The following is a 15,935-nucleotide window of genomic DNA, read 5'->3' on the forward strand; positions in this document are numbered from 1 at the left end:
GAATGAAAAATGGCAGAATACGACCCAATGGAAGAACTTGGATTCATCCACGACAAACAACTGGTCTGCAGCTGTCTCGGATTCCTGCACACCAACAACAGTACAAGAGACCTATGCAGTAAATTCATAAGGAACGGAGACAAATTCTACGACCTTATAGCCAGATATGAGGACGTCTCCTCGTATGTCCTCAACAGGAAGGACAACAGATCAGGCAACACCATGAGGTCCCTGACACCTTTTCTCAAAGCGTTCGGAGCAACGGACTACGCCATGCTGCAATGTTGCAAGGAATCCCTTAGGCTCATGCCAGAGGCAAAGAAGGTAATGAATTACCTCACTGACGTACTCCCCACATTCGTATCCACCTCATCCTACGAACATCAAGTGATGGCGCTATGCGAAGCATTGGAACTTCCCATAAGCATCTGTGACTACAGCACCGTCGACATGGACAGCTACGAAATGAGCCGCTCCGAAGGACGCTCCATCAGGGACTTCGCAAGCAAGATAGATGCTCTGAAGGTCCCTAGATCCGAATACAGACTCAACACCCCGGTGGCACTCGACAAGGATGAGACGAAACTCATAGAGGTCATGGACGATATCTTCGATAACAAGATCAAAGAGCTTGAATGCAACTCGATGATGACCGGAATGAAGTCCGTCGGTGCGAATGAGAAAGCATACGCCCTGCTCGACATAAGAAAAAGGACGATGATCGATTTCGACGGGACCGCTTACATAGGCGGAGACCTCATGGATTACCAGGCCATGGACCTCATACGTGACGGAAGCGGCCTTTCACTTGCATTCAACGGAAGCGAATTCGCCGTTCACGGAAGCAATATAGCGGTCATGTCCAGAGATTGCACCGTCGCGGCAGTACTGGTTGAAGAATTCTACAATCAAGGCATCGAGGCCGTTTACGACCTCGTGAGTAATTGGGACAGAACCTCACTTAAGAAGATGGACTGTCCGGACAGGGCCCTTATGGACACCATGCTGGCTGCCAACCCTCGCAAGCTTCCGGAGGTCTACATCGTGAACAGGAGCAATGTCACTGAGATAGCGCTGAAAAGCGATACTTACCGGAAGAAACTACTCAGAAGCAATTATTGATTAAAACATTTGTTTTACAAAAAACGATCGGATCCATTCCGATCGCTCCCTCTTAATAAAAACTATATAGAGATAAAATTCTACAAAGAATATGGACCGCATACCGAGATATAGGCTGAAAATAGATGCTGCCGTGTGTGTATCCACCTCGATCATCATCTTTGTGATCTCGTTGACATTAGGATACATATTCAAACTAAATTTTGAATCCCTACTGATCAGAACCGGTATTCTTTCCATATTTTTACCGATAATCTTTATCATTATCGCTTCCCGCGCAAACCTCGTATTCTATGATAACATGCTGATATTGAATTGGGGGGTCATGAGAAAAGAAATGATGTATTCCACGATCACAGAGATAGACGTCCCAGGAAATTTCTGGATCGCTTATGGTCTGTCCGTAAAAACGATCCAAGTAAAATGCGGAAAAAGAAAGGTCTCGTTCGCTCCCGCGGATAAGGATGAAGTTTTAAAACTGCTAAGAGAACGTTGTCCACAAGCATATTTTAAGATCAGGGGAATTAACGCCTAAATAAACACACTTGCTCTTATTAGACCGAAAATGTCAATAGAACAAAGGTTACCAGGAGTGCCATTCTCCTGGTCGTTACATAGACGTCCATGATGGGGATCTACATATCGAATCAAAATTGTTTTATTGCATTGCCTTTGTTTTTACGGCCATTACACAAATTCTATACTGTAATTGTTGTTTTTATCAAAATAAGTCTCTACATACGTATCTTTTTGAACATCAATTTTTGTCGTTATCTTGTCAAACAGATTCATCCCGATACTTAATTCATGTATTCCTTTGTCTACTTCTATCTCTAAGATTTCATTCAACAATATCAAACCACAGTACTTATCATCAATCCATATCCTAAATTTTTTATTCAAATAACACCCGTTGGTCCAAGTGATATTTATTGATGCCCTATCTTGTTCTTCCATCTCTGTGATTTGCACATTGTTTTCACATTCTAGTATAGATGATTCTATGCACCTATCTGTTTGTAACTTATATTTGGAATGCGCGCTCATATTACCGTCTCATATTTGTACATTTAATCGGACCTGAAACCATATTTTATTGCTTTACTTTCAAAAACACAGGATAAAAACATTCCAGAACAAACGCATTCTGTAATTTCAATCCAGTTTTCTATAATCATGATCTCATCGGATGGCCCTTTGATTCATTCCTTCATAACATTACACTCTGCTTCCAACGGTGCGCTAAAATTTGTATGCATTCGGGTAGACCTGTCATTCAATATCTCCTGTAACTTTTCTGCATATTGAAGAGCTGTCAATCCTTTTTCGGTTATTCGAATCTCCTTTACGTTATACTGTCCGTGTCTAGATTCGAATATCAAACCATTTTCGATCATTGCATTAATTCTATTTTTTTGCGGCATACCTTTATTATACAGTTTACTTTTCTGAACATATTGGTTGTCTGCAACTGTCCTTAATGTATTGATCATAAATTCATCCAAAGTTAAGTTTAATGTTTCCATAGAAACTAATTAATGTGTTGATTAAAATTATCTTCCTTCTTTTTAGTTCCTTACAAAATTAATATGTGCTTAAATTAATCGTTCATTAAAAAAAATTTTGAATTTAGATCGGAAATATCTCTATCTTTGAAACATGTTTTAATCTTTTACTTTCCATTCATTAATTATATTTAAGCTTTATCCAGATGCTCAAATTTATTTCTAAATTGTTCATATGTTTAACATATTGCCTAATTGATTTATCAACTCCGATGAATACAAAAATTTGGTCAGTATAATTCTTTAAACATACACTATTGAATATTGGCTATAACAAAAAATAAAAAATAAATTGTTTATGGTAATTGTTCTTCTAAATGATCCAAAGACTTGAAACTTTCGACCTTCAATTCGCATGGTCCATAGACCGATTTCAACGGTTTCTCATATGGTGATTTCTTGAGATCCAAACAGAATATCTTATCGGGGGATTGTGGTTTCCCCTCGAATCCTATCATTATGTAGACCTTTTCCCCTGTCGTCTCCATGATCTCTTTGTATTTTTTAAATTGACGAGGGTCACAAAATTGAATCGAACCGTCGGGAAAAGCACCAGAACGGAATTTACATTCCACCCAGAAGCCTTTGTTTGTCTTTTTGTCCCTGAAGTGATAATCTGGATTTTTGCATTGTTCCACCCCTTTTCCGTCCGGATCAGATGTGCCTACGGAACTTTCGATCAACTCGAAATTCTCTTCAGGGAACATTTCAAGAGCACGTTTTTCAAAAAGATTTTCTTTTGCATGCGGGTCCTTTGTCGCCGCTTTCATCTTTGCTTCTACGTTCGTTAAAAACTTCATTGTACCACTAGCTTTTTGATATGATCCCTCATTTGATCATTTGGGAAATCATTCAAAGATGTTGATATCAAATGGGTGCAGAATACTTCTATTATTTATGATTTGTACTCAAATCCTATAAAGAGTAAATACGAAATCGACTTTGCTACCGCAGTGTCTAATAAGCTCTAAAAATCACATAGATCATAAGAACTAAATATATTGAAGACCAACAATTTAAAAAAATCAGTATTTTTGACTAATCTAGATAAAAAGAATGGTGCTCCAGTCGGGATTCGAACCCGAGTGTCGGCCTCGAAAGGGCCGAATGATTGGCCGCTACACTACTGGAGCTTATCCGGCCATACCATGATTTGGTTAAAATACTTTTTTGTGGGGGACGCACTATTGTGTCGCTCTTCCCAATAAAATCTTTCAAATTAAAGCCCGTAAGCTAACCCCGTAGTAAAGGAAACCTTTATAATAGTCGCGCAATCATGTGAGCGTTAACGGAGAAAGGAAAATGACCGCAGTAGAAGGACCATTCGAGAGTTCTGACGAGGATGTATCACGCGTACGCCTCCCCAACATAAAAGAGGGGGAGATGTTCGGGATAGCCGACCAGCTTCTCGGAGCATCAAAAATCAAAGTAATGTGCGAGGACGGAGTATCACGTGTAGGACGTATACCAGGCAAAATCAAGAAGAGAATGTGGATAAGAGAGGGAGACCTGCTCATAATCTCACTTTGGGACTTCCAAACTGACAAATGCGATGTAAGATTCAGGTACACCAGGACCCAAGCTGTCAACCTCAGCAAGAAAGGAAGAGTACCTAAGAACCTCGATATATTCTGAAAGAGTGAGAATCGATGCCCTCTTACGACGAGAAATATGCATTCCTTGAGAGACGTGTCGATGCACTCAAGACCAACAAGACCGGTGACGAAAGACAGACCGACGGAGAGGTCTTCGATAAAAAGACCCTCCTGACGATATACGATCTGATGACCGGGGGCTACATCGATGCCATCCATTATCCAATCTCCACGGGTAAAGAGGGCAATGTGTTCTACACTGAGGACGAGAACCGTGAACCTTTCGCACTCAAGATATTCAGAACATCGACATCCACCTTCAAAAGGGTCACAAGATACATCGAAGGGGACCCCAGATTCAAAGGCGTAGCGGGAAACCGCTGGAAAATGATCTACGCATGGGTCAACAAAGAATTCAGAAATCTGCAAAGATACTCTGAAGCAGGCATCCCTGTACCCGAACCTGTCACATTCGAGAAGAATTGTCTTCTCATGGAGTACATCGGGGACGAGAACGGACCTGCACCTCAACTCAAGGACTATCCCATGGATAACCCCACAGAGATGTACGATGAGGTCGTATCCTTCATTATCGACGGATGGCAAGACGCACATCTTGTGCACGGTGACCTTAGTGAATATAACGTCCTCATACAGAACGGACAACCAATACTGATCGACTGCGGACAGGCTATGACGAACGACTTCTTCAATGCCAAGGACCTGTTGATAAGGGACATTAACAATATAAACCGCTTCTTCAAGAACAAAGATGCGGAAACCATAGATCTGGAAACAATAATCAACGAGACGATCAACGGATCAAAGGACGACGAAGAGGAGGATGAGGAAGAATGAGGTCAATCAGAATACCGGCCGACCGCGTAGGTACCATAATCGGAAAGAACGGGGAAACAAAAAGAATGATCGAACGTATCGCCGGAATAAGGATGAAGGTAAATACCGAAGGTGAGGTCACATTCAATGAGGAAGCAAAAGGAGTTGACCCCCTCAAGGCCCTACAGCTGATGGATGTCATAAAGGCCATCGGCAGAGGGATCAATCCTGATAAGGCTACAAGACTCTTCGAGAACGACGAATATCTGGAGGCCATAGACCTCAAGGATCTCGTAGGCGACAGGCCCAACCAACTCGGAAGGGTCAGAGGAAGGCTCATCGGAACGGACGGTAAGACCAGACAATTGATAGAGGACCTTACCGGATGTTGTATGTCCGTTTACGGTAATACGGTGTGCCTGATCGGTAATTCCGTCAGCTTGCCTGTGGCCAAACATGCAGTGGAATTGATATTGAACGGAAGCGAACACGCGACCGTATACCACTATCTAGAGAGTCAGCGCCCTAGACTCAGAATTTCAGAAATGGGCTTCGATATCTAAAGTGAGAATCAATGGAAGACTGGATCAAGGATAATTTAGAGACCGCGAGAAAATTAGCGGATCTGGGTCTTTGCGACCACTGTCTCGGCAGGATGTTCGGCAAGATCGGAACAGGGATGACCAATGACATGCGCGGCAGAATGCTCCGCAATGCCTTAGAAGAAGAAGGCAAAGCTGTTCCAGCACCAGATTTCTGTCCTCTTTGTGAGAACGTGTTCGACATGATGGAAAGATTCTCCGACGAAGTTGCCGACAAGATCAACAGCATCGAATCTGACAATTTCCTTGTAGGGTGCAGGGTAGAACCCGATACCTTGGAGAAAGAGAAGAAGATCTGGGAAGAATACGGTATCGAGAGCGGAGAGAGCATAAAGACCGAACTCAACCGTGAGATAGGCAAACTGGCACTGCCGAAGATAAACCGTGCGGTAGAGTTCAAACAGCCTCAGATCGTCGCATGCATCGACACAAGATTTGCCAATGTGGAACTAGATATTGCGCCCATTTTCATAGCAGGACGCTACAACAAACTCAGCAGAGAGATACCACAAACGATCTGGCCGTGCAGAGTCTGTCATGGAAAGGGATGTCCCAGATGTCATGATACAGGAAAAATGTACCAGACATCTGTCCAAGAGATCATCGGCGACATAGCCCGCGATATGTCCGGTGGAGAAGAACATTTCTTCCACGGAATGGGCAGAGAAGATATCGACGCGTGTATGCTGGGAGAAGGAAGGCCGTTCGTTCTGGAGATCAGTAACCCACACAAAAGGGACATTGATCTAGACGAATTAGAACTTAAAGCCAACCAATCGGATTTAGCAAAATATAACAGTTTGTGCTTTGTTCCTAGAGAGACGGTACAACGCTACAAAGGGGCCGATCCCGACAAAACATATCGTGCAATCGTGAGATCACAGGGTAAGGTTAATAAAGAAAGAGTGATTGAGGTTGCTTTAGCGTTCAAAAATGTCAACATCGACCAGAGGACTCCCCAGAGAGTTGAGCACCGTCGTGCCGACCTCATAAGAAAGAGGAAAGTCCATTGGGTCGAGGCGGAAGTAACGGGCGAAGATACTTTTGAATTGACACTTAGCACGGAATCTGGTACATATATCAAAGAGTTCGTGTCGGGTGACGATGGAAGGACCAAGCCCAATTTCTCCGAGACATTGGGGATCCAGTGTAAAGTGGAGACCCTCGATGTATTAGCCATCGACTATCAAGAACTACCAATGAGGGATTAAAATGCAAGCATCCAGAGGAACAAGAACAAAGACCCGCCAGGTCCTGAAGAAGAAACCAAGGGCGAGTGGACTTTCACCAATAACAAAGGCCTTCCAGACCTTTGACAGCGGAGAAAGGGTCAACATATTCATAGACCCAAGCGTCCACAAGGGAATGCCCTTCTCAAGGTTTCACGGCCTCACCGGAGTCATAATCGGCCCCAGAGGAGCAGCGTACGAAGTCAGTGTCAAAGCTGGAAACAAGACAAAGACAGTCGTAGCTCGTCCTGAGCACCTTGTAAGAACAAAAATTTAAACACGATAAACGAGGGAAACACATGTCCGAACATTACATAAGCCTGGCTGAGGTAAGAGATCTCCTCATTGCAGAAAACGAGAAAAGAGAACTTCTTACTACGCAAAAGGCTGCCATGGAACATGCAAGGGCTGTTTCCCTTCTCACTGTCGAACAGTCAAAGAAACTCGTAACGGAGATCATGGAGATTCACGAGATCCCAGAATCCGTTGCAGTGAAGATGGCTGATCTTCTTCCCCAATATCCTGAAGACATCCGTGCTATACTTTCCAAAGAGAGAATAAACCTGGATGTGGCGACTACCGACCGTGTTATAGAGATAGTCGCTAAATACCTGTAATTACATTCTCGGCCAGGGATTACAGTGGAAGAATACGCATACATTCTAGATTATTTGCCTCAGGGCACACCCAGCGGCAATTTCGGTAAAAAGGAACCCCTATGCTACGCTGTAGGGGATGAAGAGTTCAAACTCTTCGAACTTGTTCCCAAAAAGGGAGTGGTTATCGGAGATAGGGTCTACATAGGCAAAGATAATGCCAAAAGGACCGCCATAGACCACGTAAAGAGACGCATCAATTCAACCGAGCTTTCCCGCGCAGCGGACGCAGAGCTCGAATACGCAGTAGATGGCATTGTTGTCGCCCACCAGGACAGGTTCATAAAATTCTACAACGAGGCAGAACCGATCTCGATGCGCAAGCACTTGCTCGAGGAACTTCCTGGACTTGGAAAGAAGACGATGCAGGCCATCATCGATGAGAGGACGAGGAACGGAGCATTCAAGGATTTTGCAGATCTCAGCAAGAGAGCTGGAGTCAAAACCCCGGAAAAACTGATCGCAGCACGTATATTGCTAGAGATCAGAGACCCCGACAGAAAACGCTACCTCTTCGTATCCAGATGAGCAAAAATGAAATGGGAAGACTGATCGCCGAAACAGGCATCACCCCCAAAAAAAGCAAAGGTCAGAATTTCTTGATTGATGACCGTGTGGCCGAACGTCACGTAACTTATGCTGGAATCTCCAAAGAAGAAGAAGTTCTAGAAGTGGGACCAGGCCTCGGTGTGCTGACAAAAAGGCTCATCGAGGTCTCCGACCACGTCACATGTATAGAATTGGATGATATTCTCGCGAATTACATACAAGGAACATACGGCGATAGGTTGACCCTTCTGAGAGGGGATGCCGTTAAGTTGGAATTCCCTCATTTTGATAAATTCGTCAGCAACCTTCCCTACAGCGTTTCGACACCGATAATATTCAAACTTCTGGATTACGACTTCAAAAAAGCCATTGTGATGGTACAGAAAGAATTTGCTGACAGGATGGTCGCAGATGTCGGAAGCCCTGACTATTCACGTCTCACCGTGAATCTCTTCTTTAGAGCTGAATGCAAAATATTGGAAAAGGTGCCCCGCTCCAGATTCAATCCTGCTCCGCAGGTCGATTCCGCCCTGGTCGAGATCTTGCCTAGGCCTGCCCCGTTCACGGTCAAGGACGAGAGACTGTTCTTTAAGGTCACAGAGGCCACCTTCAATCACAGACGCAAGAAGATAGGCACATCTCTGAAGGCTGCTAACCTTATTCCAAAAGAGACGATCGTCCCATATATGGACGAACGCGTCGAGAACCTGAGGCCGGTCGAGATAGGCGAGATCGCAGATGCGATATATGATCTCAACAACAGGTCTTGAACCTCACAGGGAATGTTCACTGACCTCGCCGATTAAATTTTTTATTGCGCCTTTCTGCATCATTGTGATTATCGGCAGTTCAAAAACGACCCCGGTCTGCTCGTCCTTGTCGTAATATGTCAATATGGAGCGCTTTCCATCCACTATAACCAGCATCTCGACCCTGAGCTGCGTTCCCTCTATAGCACTCTTGCTCATGAATAATGAATGGTACATTTCTGCGAATGTATCATTGTCGATGGTCGGATTTATGAACCGAACATTTGGCATATCCTCCTTGAAGGACGAGGGAGACCCCGGAGACACACATACGACGTCGATCGAATCTTTCAATGCTTTCAGGTCGTCGATGAAAGGACGTATCGCTGAGACCCTTGGGCTTACTATCATCAGCTCTTTCTTTGCTTCTTTCATCATATCGGATATCTGTTTTTTGATTGATATGCTTCCTTTGATATGCCATACGGGAAATGTCTTTTGCTTGGCACTCACACTGCGTTCGCTCAATTCCTTGGATATCAATAACACGGATTCTTCGAATTCGTCCCTCATGATGTGGAGAAGACGCTCTACTGGTATCGCCCTGTAACTTTTCGGCCTACTTTGGAATACCTCGACATACCCTTTCTCTTCCATCAGGTCCAATATGTCATATATGCGGGTCCTAGGCACCCCGGATTCCTCGTGTATCTGCCTGGCCGTTCCTTCTCCCAAACCTACCAACGCGACGTATGCCATGGCCTCATACTGAACCATGCCTAATCTTGTGAGCTCATCTACGACATTATCTTTCATTGTAACCCTTAAAGTTACAACATTAATTAATATAATTTTTACGTTGAAGTGATAGCAGAATGGATTTGTTCCCAATCAGAACAGATTATGAACTTTGATACTGAAATGGAGAGCTGAAAGAGGATGAATAATATTATGCACAGATCAAATGGCAGCAAAACTGATGCCGATAGGTATGCAACAAAATTATTGCTGACGATGACCGCGGTAGCCTTACTTGTCAATTATGTTGAAACGATGGTCATTCCGGGGATCCCTACCATCCAAGACGAGTTCGGTACGACCGCAAGTCTTGCATCGTGGATCACGTCCGCATTCCTTATCGTCGGAGCGGCCACAGCCCCCCTGTTCGGTAAACTAGGCGACATATACGGGAAGAGAAAGATCTTCATAATCGTACTTTTGATCTACATAGCAGGCCTGATATTCGCAATAGTCTCAACGTCGATATACGAACTCCTTGCCGCAAGAGCAATACAGGGAATGGGCTTTGCCGTGGTGCCTCTTGCTTTGGCACTTTTAGCAGATAAATTGCCTCCTGAGAAGATAGGCACAGCACAAGGAATAATCAGCGCAACGTTCGCCATAGGAGCTGTATTGGGACTGATAATCGGTGCATATATCGAAGAGATGCATGGATGGCGTGATGCCTTCCTAATGGCATTGATACTGAGCATTCTTCTGCTCATATTCTCCCTCAAGATCATTGAAAAAGATGTTCCTGGAAACAAGACGAAAGTGGACTATGGCGGGGTCGCATTCCTCATAGTAGGGATCACCCTCTGCATGGTCTACATAACCGAGGGTCCCTCGAGAGGATGGGATTCGATGGACAACCTTGCATTCCTCATACCTGGAATCATCTCTCTGTTGCTTTTCTTCATCTACGAAGGAAGGAAGAAGGACCCTCTGATCCCGTTGCCCCTTCTGAAAATAAGGAACATATTGATGGCAAATCTGATAGGCATATTCTCGATGATGGCGATGTTCCTCGTGTTCTTCGGGGTCACATACTATACACAACTTCCAGAACCATACGGACTTGGGATGAGCACGATCGAATCCGGACTTACCATGGCACCCGCGGCCATTTTCATGTTGGTGCTCGGACCCATTGCGGGACGTGCCGTATCCCGTATCGGCCCCAAACCTCTTCTGATCATAGGTTCACTGCTCGGCGTAACCGGCATGTCCATGTTCATGATGTTCCGCGGAGATTCCACGGCCGTGATGATAGACCAGATCGTTACCTTGGCAGGAGTCATATTGACCATGATCCCGATCATCAACATAATCACCATATCGACACCGAAAGAGAACAGCGCCGTCAGCCTCGGATTCAACACCTCCATGCGTGATATCGGAGGCGCCATAGGTCCTGTTATCGCCACTACGATAATGACCTCTTATGTCGTGTCCGTTGTGTTCGCGAGCGGTGTGGTGGAGTTCCCGTCCTCGACAGCGTTCGATATCGTATTCGCAGCAGGTGTGGTGATAATGGTCACATCGTTGATATTGAGTCTGTTCGTCAAGAACTACTCCTTTAAATCGAAAAAGAACGAGTGATCATAAAACAAACACAAAACATCATTGAAATCTGGTATCGTCGAATCGTCCGTAAAGATGATTTTACGATACCGGCCATTTTTCATAGTATCTATTTCGTATCGATACCCATTATATGTCACAAGCCAATTCTCATGCATGGACGGGTCCGAATTATTTGACCAGATAAAGAAGGTCTCCCGCGGATTGGGCATAGTTGACATATCTGTAGCGTCAACGGATCTTTGGGAAACCGACCCAATAGTGAAAGACAGGATCAAAACCGGGAACAGACCAAAGGACATAATGCCATCGGCCAGATCCGTGATCGTTATCGGCATACCCATCCAACGGGCCATACTCGAGACCGCGCCGTCAATATATTATCATCAGCTTTACGACACGGTAAACAGGGCACTCGACGATGCAACTGAAAGGATCGCTCTTGAATTGAATATATTGGGGCATGAAGCCATATTCGTACCCAGGGACGGATATCATGGAATTGCTGGTCTGAGAGTTGTTCCAGCATCCTTTTTCTCACACAGACATGCCGCATATCTTGCAGGTATGGGAACATTCGGTTACAATAATACGATACTCACAAAAAAATACGGTCCGAGGATAAGATTCTCATCGGTGATAACTTCCGCAGAACTTCCATCATCAGAGCCGATGAGCTACAATCTGTGCATAAAATGCAAAAAATGTACACGCGATTGCCCGGTTGGAGCAGTACCAGACATAAATTATCCCAAAGGCATTACACAAAAAAACAAATGTGTAGAACATTCCGCAGAGCTATCTGAGCTGGGAATATCTCCGTGTGGCATTTGTATCAAAACATGCCCTGTGGGTATGGACAGCAACGACACTGTTCCAGACCAAAAATTCATAGATGATGCAAAAAGCTATGTTAAGCCGCTTAAACAGTGAACAAAGATATAACGACGGAGCCTATACAGGAGTGATCACATGCAGATAGGGATCGTAGGAAAACCAAATGTCGGAAAATCCACATTCTTCGGTGCAGCAACCATGGCACCGGTCGAAATAGCAAACTATCCATTCACGACGATAGAACCCAATAAAGGCATAGCTTATGTTCGTAAGCCGTGTCCGTGCAAAGAACTCGGTATACAATGCACCCCGCACAATTCCCTCTGCATTAACGGTACCAGGATGGTACCAATAGAGCTTCTGGATGTCGCAGGACTTGTTCCGGGTGCATGGGAAGGCAAAGGCCTCGGAAACAAATTCCTAGATGATCTCAGACAGGCGGATGCTCTCATCAATGTCGTTGATGTCAGCGGATCCACGGACCTGGAAGGCAACCCGGGAGAACCTGGGAGGTTCGATCCCACAGAAGATGTTATTTTCCTCAGAAGGGAGATCGAACTCTGGATGAGAGAGATAATAAAGAATGGACTCGGAAAGATAGCCAGACAGGCAAAGATGCAGGGGACGAAACAAGAGGTCATCATTCAAGAAAGATTGGCCGGCCTGAACATCACAGAAGGAGATATCAAGGAAGCACTCAGAAAGGTCGAACTTCCTGCTGACCCTACCCTCTGGGACGACGAGGTCCTCCTTAAATTATGTATCGAGATCAGGATACTTTCCAAACCTATGATCATAGCGATGAACAAATCCGACATAGCTCCTTCAGAGAACATAAAGAAAGTGCAATCCATGGGAGACATGGCCGTACCTACACTTGCCGAGACCGAATTGGCACTCAAAAAGGCATCCGCTGCCGGGATCTTGGAATATCTTCCCGGAGATGCGACCTTCACCATAAAACCGGGTGCAAAGCTCAATGACGCTCAGAAAAAGGCCCTGGGATACATGGCAGATAACATGAAAAAATACAACGGAACAGGGATCCAGACCTGCATAGAGGAGGGTGTCTTCAACATGCTTGATCGCATCGCCGTCTATCCTGTGGAGGACGAGACCAAGTTCACCGACCATTTCGGAAGGGTCCTGCCTGATTGTTTCCTTGTTGCCAGAGGATCGACCGCCAAGGACCTTGCGTACAAGATACATACGGACCTCGGAGACAAATTCATCAGAGCCATAAATGCCAAGACCAAACGTACCGTAGGTTCGGACTACGTGTTGCAGGACGGCGACATCATAAGAATAGTCGCCAACAAGTGAGGTTCAAAATGGGAACATGGGATGTCAGACTTCTAAGCGCTTCTTATGCCAGCGATGAGAACGAGAACGTATATCTGGAACTCTTCGGGAAGACCCGTGACAAGAAATCCATAACCATCCTATGCTTTGACTACAAGGCCTACTATTATGTGGTTGACCCCAACGATGCGGTCGAAAAGATACTTAAGAATGACCCGGACGTGGTCTCATTCTCTCCCGACAGGCTATATTACAAAGGGGACTACCACAATGTCCTGAAAGTTACAGTAAAATTCCCATGGAAGGTACCGGAATACAGGAACAACTGGAAGAATGCGGGATATCACGTTCTTGCCGCCGACATACCATTCCATCACAGATTCATCTACGACATGGACATGAGTTCATGCATAAAGGTGACAGGGGATTCCATCGACAAGAACTATGCTACCGATGTCATCATAAAAATGACGGGCTTCGAAAACATAGATTCTTTCGACCCAGGTCTTAAGATCCTCTCGTTCGACATAGAGAACAGCGTGGAGCACGGTTTCATCTACACAATATGTTCAGTAATAGGTGAGGATGGGAAGATCCGGGAATGCGATGCGATACTGGGCCCTGAGAAGAAGATAATAGAAGACTTCTCAAAACTCATAGAGGAAGAAGATCCAGACGTGATAACTGGATATAACATCGATAACTACGATATCAGAAAGATATTGGAAAGGGCAGAGATCAATAAGATGAAGGATGCCCTTCCGTGGGGACGCGATCACGGACAGCCCAGGATCGTAAGCGAGAGATTCTGGAGAGTAAAAGGAAGAATGATCACCGATGCCTGGTGGGCGGCGAAGAAAGAATTGCGCCCTAAACAGGAAACTCTCAATGCAGTATCGAAACAGGTATTGGGAGAGACAAAACTTGATGTCGACCCTAAACACATGGACGAGGAATGGGCTAAAGATCAGGCAAAAGTAATAAAGTATTGTTTTAAGGATTCGGAGCTGGCACTCAAGATATTGTTACATGTTGGAACACTCAGAAAAGGAATGGACCTCGCCACTGTCGCAAAGCTTCCTCTCGAAGATGTTCTCACCGCCGGGTCCTCTCAATTGGCTGATTCCCTTCTCATCCGTGCGGCTGATAGGAATAAGATCGGCGTCCCGCTCATGGGAAGGAGGAACGCGGACAGTGACCAAATAGAGGGAGGCTACGTTCACACTATGACCCCTGGTCTTTACCACTGGGTCTGTGTAGAGGACTTCAAGTCCATGTATCCATCGCTGATAATAGCTAAGAACATCTGTTTCACGACCCTTTCACCAGAAGGAGAGATCTTAAGCCCATCTGGAGCAAGATTCCTTGCCCCCGCGAAGAGGGTAGGGATCTTGCCCGGCATACTTTCCGCCTTGATGAACCAGAGGGACAGCATAAAGAAGAGGATGAAATCCACATCCGATCCATATGAACACCAGTACCTTGACGGTCTCCAGGCAGCAGTGAAGGTCCTGATGAATACGTTCTATGGTGTTTTCGCATCCTCATTCTATAGATTCACCGACAAGAACATCGGAGCGGCCATCACAGCCTTCGCCAGAGACAACGTCAAATCCATCATCAAAGAAGTAGAATCCGAAGGAGTTTCGGTGATCTACTCTGACACGGACTCGGTCTTCATGCAATCACCTTACAAGAATCTCGAAGGTTCCGTAAAATTCGGAAATGAGATGTCCCAGCGCTTCTCCAGGGACGGTGGGACGCTGGAGTTCGAAAAACTCGTAGAGCCTCTTTTCACACATGGAAAGAAGAAGAGATATGTCGGCAAGATAGTCTGGCCGACCACCGAAGACGAACTTCTTGTCAGAGGCTATGAGATAAGGCGTTCAGACTCTTTCGATCTGCAGAGCAATCTTCTGATGGAGGTATTCAAGGAGATACTCGATGAGGACGACGAAGGCGCGGTCGCACTTGTGAAGAAGACAGTTCAAGATGTCCTTGCAGGGAAGGTTGAACCTTCAGAACTGGTGATATCGAGGACGTGCAAAGGCCTTAACGATGCGTACGAGAACCCGGAAAGAATGGCGAACGTCCAGGCCGCCAAAAAATTGATGAAACTGGGTTACAACTTCATACCCGGTATGAAGGTATCGTGGATAGTCACTGACGCAAAGAAGACACCTCAGGAAGTGGAACCATACGTCAGCGGCGTCGAATTCACGGCCAAACCGGATTATGAATACTATGCTGAACGTCTCGCGCAGATGGCCTCGAGAGTGACCGAGGTATTCGGATGGACGGAGAAGGACCTGCTCTTGGGAAGTCAGCAAAAGACCCTTTTCGACAGTTTCGGTCCGTCTTCCGATAACAGATCCAAAACAGATGTCAAGAAGGAACCCCCGACCGCCCCGAAAAAACCTCAACAGAGGAAGAATGCAAACCTCGACGACTTCTCCTGATCCTTCGAATTGTCCTACTATTTAAATACGAGATTATCATCAACACTTCTTGCAGAGTCGATGTACTCT

General features: G+C 45.3%; 18 protein-coding genes and 1 tRNA gene. 14 read left to right on the plus strand and 5 right to left on the minus strand.

Annotation, left to right across the window (positions count from 1 at the left end; translation table 11 throughout):
* Positions 1-9: 9 nt before the first annotated feature.
* Both KRP56_07345 and KRP56_07350 read left to right on the plus strand, forming a co-directional pair.
* Positions 10-1,122 (plus strand): hypothetical protein, encoded by a 1,113-nt coding sequence (locus KRP56_07345; GenBank protein ID UAL07611.1) that lies wholly within the window; start codon positions 10-12, stop codon positions 1,120-1,122.
* Between the two features lie 91 nt (positions 1,123-1,213).
* Complete coding sequence (locus KRP56_07350) at positions 1,214-1,657, plus strand: PH domain-containing protein (GenBank protein UAL07612.1); 444 nt, start codon at positions 1,214-1,216, stop codon at positions 1,655-1,657.
* A gap of 152 nt (positions 1,658-1,809) precedes the next feature.
* On the opposite strand, the gene KRP56_07355 is transcribed toward KRP56_07350, so the two are convergent.
* The 4 genes from KRP56_07355 to KRP56_07370 form a co-directional block, all read right to left on the minus strand.
* Positions 1,810-2,079, minus strand: a complete 270-nt coding sequence (locus KRP56_07355) for a hypothetical protein (protein ID UAL07613.1) — start codon at positions 2,077-2,079, stop codon at positions 1,810-1,812.
* Between the two features lie 245 nt (positions 2,080-2,324).
* Positions 2,325-2,648, minus strand: a complete 324-nt coding sequence (locus tag KRP56_07360) for a hypothetical protein (protein UAL07614.1) — start codon at positions 2,646-2,648, stop codon at positions 2,325-2,327.
* A gap of 335 nt (positions 2,649-2,983) precedes the next feature.
* Complete coding sequence (locus tag KRP56_07365) at positions 2,984-3,487, minus strand: hypothetical protein (protein ID UAL07615.1); 504 nt, start codon at positions 3,485-3,487, stop codon at positions 2,984-2,986.
* A 257-nt stretch (positions 3,488-3,744) separates the two neighbouring features.
* Positions 3,745-3,820: transfer RNA gene (locus KRP56_07370), tRNA-Glu, on the minus strand.
* Between the two features lie 169 nt (positions 3,821-3,989).
* On the opposite strand from KRP56_07370, the gene eif1A reads away from it, so the two are divergent.
* Genes eif1A through rsmA form a run of 8 tightly spaced genes read left to right on the plus strand, consistent with a single transcriptional unit; the run spans position 3,990 to position 8,925 of the window.
* Entirely contained in the window at positions 3,990-4,322 is a 333-nt protein-coding gene (gene eif1A, locus KRP56_07375; protein UAL07616.1) for a translation initiation factor eIF-1A, read from the plus strand.
* 14 nt (positions 4,323-4,336) lie between these two features.
* Positions 4,337-5,140 (plus strand): serine protein kinase RIO, encoded by an 804-nt coding sequence (locus KRP56_07380; protein UAL07617.1) that lies wholly within the window; start codon positions 4,337-4,339, stop codon positions 5,138-5,140.
* Positions 5,137-5,682, plus strand: a complete 546-nt coding sequence (locus KRP56_07385; protein UAL07618.1) for a KH domain-containing protein — start codon at positions 5,137-5,139, stop codon at positions 5,680-5,682. The genes KRP56_07380 and KRP56_07385 overlap by 4 nt, the downstream gene beginning before the upstream one ends.
* A gap of 11 nt (positions 5,683-5,693) precedes the next feature.
* A complete protein-coding gene (locus KRP56_07390; protein UAL07619.1) occupies positions 5,694-6,932 on the plus strand; it encodes a tRNA pseudouridine(54/55) synthase Pus10 in 1,239 nt (412 codons plus the stop codon).
* Position 6,933: 1 nt separating this feature from the next.
* Complete coding sequence (locus KRP56_07395; protein UAL07620.1) at positions 6,934-7,227, plus strand: 50S ribosomal protein L21e; 294 nt, start codon at positions 6,934-6,936, stop codon at positions 7,225-7,227.
* Between the two features lie 22 nt (positions 7,228-7,249).
* A complete protein-coding gene (locus KRP56_07400; GenBank protein UAL07621.1) occupies positions 7,250-7,567 on the plus strand; it encodes a hypothetical protein in 318 nt (105 codons plus the stop codon).
* Positions 7,568-7,591: 24 nt separating this feature from the next.
* Positions 7,592-8,134 carry a DUF655 domain-containing protein gene (locus KRP56_07405; protein UAL07622.1) on the plus strand — a complete coding sequence of 181 codons (543 nt, stop codon included), beginning with the start codon at positions 7,592-7,594 and terminating at the stop codon, positions 8,132-8,134.
* A complete protein-coding gene (gene rsmA / locus KRP56_07410) occupies positions 8,131-8,925 on the plus strand; it encodes a 16S rRNA (adenine(1518)-N(6)/adenine(1519)-N(6))-dimethyltransferase RsmA (GenBank protein UAL07623.1) in 795 nt (264 codons plus the stop codon). Before KRP56_07405 ends, rsmA begins: the two co-directional genes overlap by 4 nt.
* Before the next feature lie 3 nt (positions 8,926-8,928).
* On the opposite strand, the gene KRP56_07415 is transcribed toward rsmA, so the two are convergent.
* Positions 8,929-9,720, minus strand: coding sequence for a hypothetical protein (locus KRP56_07415; protein ID UAL07624.1), 792 nt, complete (start codon positions 9,718-9,720; stop codon positions 8,929-8,931).
* Positions 9,721-9,843: 123 nt separating this feature from the next.
* Here KRP56_07415 and KRP56_07420 point away from each other — a divergent pair, with 123 nt between their 5' ends.
* From KRP56_07420 to KRP56_07435, 4 genes are all read left to right on the plus strand, one after another.
* Positions 9,844-11,286 carry an MFS transporter gene (locus tag KRP56_07420; GenBank protein UAL07625.1) on the plus strand — a complete coding sequence of 481 codons (1,443 nt, stop codon included), beginning with the start codon at positions 9,844-9,846 and terminating at the stop codon, positions 11,284-11,286.
* 138 nt (positions 11,287-11,424) lie between these two features.
* Positions 11,425-12,201, plus strand: a complete 777-nt coding sequence (locus KRP56_07425) for an epoxyqueuosine reductase (GenBank protein UAL07626.1) — start codon at positions 11,425-11,427, stop codon at positions 12,199-12,201.
* 39 nt (positions 12,202-12,240) lie between these two features.
* A complete protein-coding gene (locus tag KRP56_07430) occupies positions 12,241-13,428 on the plus strand; it encodes a redox-regulated ATPase YchF (GenBank protein UAL07627.1) in 1,188 nt (395 codons plus the stop codon).
* An 8-nt stretch (positions 13,429-13,436) separates the two neighbouring features.
* A complete protein-coding gene (locus KRP56_07435) occupies positions 13,437-15,866 on the plus strand; it encodes a DNA polymerase II (GenBank protein UAL07628.1) in 2,430 nt (809 codons plus the stop codon).
* Positions 15,867-15,935 lie beyond the last annotated feature (69 nt).

It is taken from the genome of Candidatus Methanogranum gryphiswaldense, assembly GCA_019262145.1.
In the GTDB taxonomy this organism is placed as follows: Archaea; Thermoplasmatota; Thermoplasmata; order Methanomassiliicoccales; family Methanomethylophilaceae; genus Methanogranum; species Methanogranum gryphiswaldense.

Coding starts and splice junctions, on each gene's coding strand:
- KRP56_07385 (UAL07618.1), top strand. CDS start 5,137: ATGAGGTCAATCAGAATACCGGCCGACCGCGTAGGTACCATAATCGGA.
- KRP56_07380 (UAL07617.1), top strand. CDS start 4,337: ATGCCCTCTTACGACGAGAAATATGCATTCCTTGAGAGACGTGTCGAT.
- KRP56_07420 (UAL07625.1), top strand. CDS start 9,844: ATGAATAATATTATGCACAGATCAAATGGCAGCAAAACTGATGCCGAT.
- KRP56_07415 (UAL07624.1), bottom strand. CDS start 9,720: ATGAAAGATAATGTCGTAGATGAGCTCACAAGATTAGGCATGGTTCAG.
- KRP56_07355 (UAL07613.1), bottom strand. CDS start 2,079: ATGGAAGAACAAGATAGGGCATCAATAAATATCACTTGGACCAACGGG.
- rsmA (UAL07623.1), top strand. CDS start 8,131: ATGAGCAAAAATGAAATGGGAAGACTGATCGCCGAAACAGGCATCACC.
- KRP56_07345 (UAL07611.1), top strand. CDS start 10: ATGGCAGAATACGACCCAATGGAAGAACTTGGATTCATCCACGACAAA.
- KRP56_07400 (UAL07621.1), top strand. CDS start 7,250: ATGTCCGAACATTACATAAGCCTGGCTGAGGTAAGAGATCTCCTCATT.
- KRP56_07395 (UAL07620.1), top strand. CDS start 6,934: ATGCAAGCATCCAGAGGAACAAGAACAAAGACCCGCCAGGTCCTGAAG.
- KRP56_07360 (UAL07614.1), bottom strand. CDS start 2,648: ATGGAAACATTAAACTTAACTTTGGATGAATTTATGATCAATACATTA.
- KRP56_07390 (UAL07619.1), top strand. CDS start 5,694: ATGGAAGACTGGATCAAGGATAATTTAGAGACCGCGAGAAAATTAGCG.
- KRP56_07435 (UAL07628.1), top strand. CDS start 13,437: ATGGGAACATGGGATGTCAGACTTCTAAGCGCTTCTTATGCCAGCGAT.
- eif1A (UAL07616.1), top strand. CDS start 3,990: ATGACCGCAGTAGAAGGACCATTCGAGAGTTCTGACGAGGATGTATCA.
- KRP56_07350 (UAL07612.1), top strand. CDS start 1,214: ATGGACCGCATACCGAGATATAGGCTGAAAATAGATGCTGCCGTGTGT.
- KRP56_07430 (UAL07627.1), top strand. CDS start 12,241: ATGCAGATAGGGATCGTAGGAAAACCAAATGTCGGAAAATCCACATTC.
- KRP56_07425 (UAL07626.1), top strand. CDS start 11,425: ATGGACGGGTCCGAATTATTTGACCAGATAAAGAAGGTCTCCCGCGGA.
- KRP56_07365 (UAL07615.1), bottom strand. CDS start 3,487: ATGAAGTTTTTAACGAACGTAGAAGCAAAGATGAAAGCGGCGACAAAG.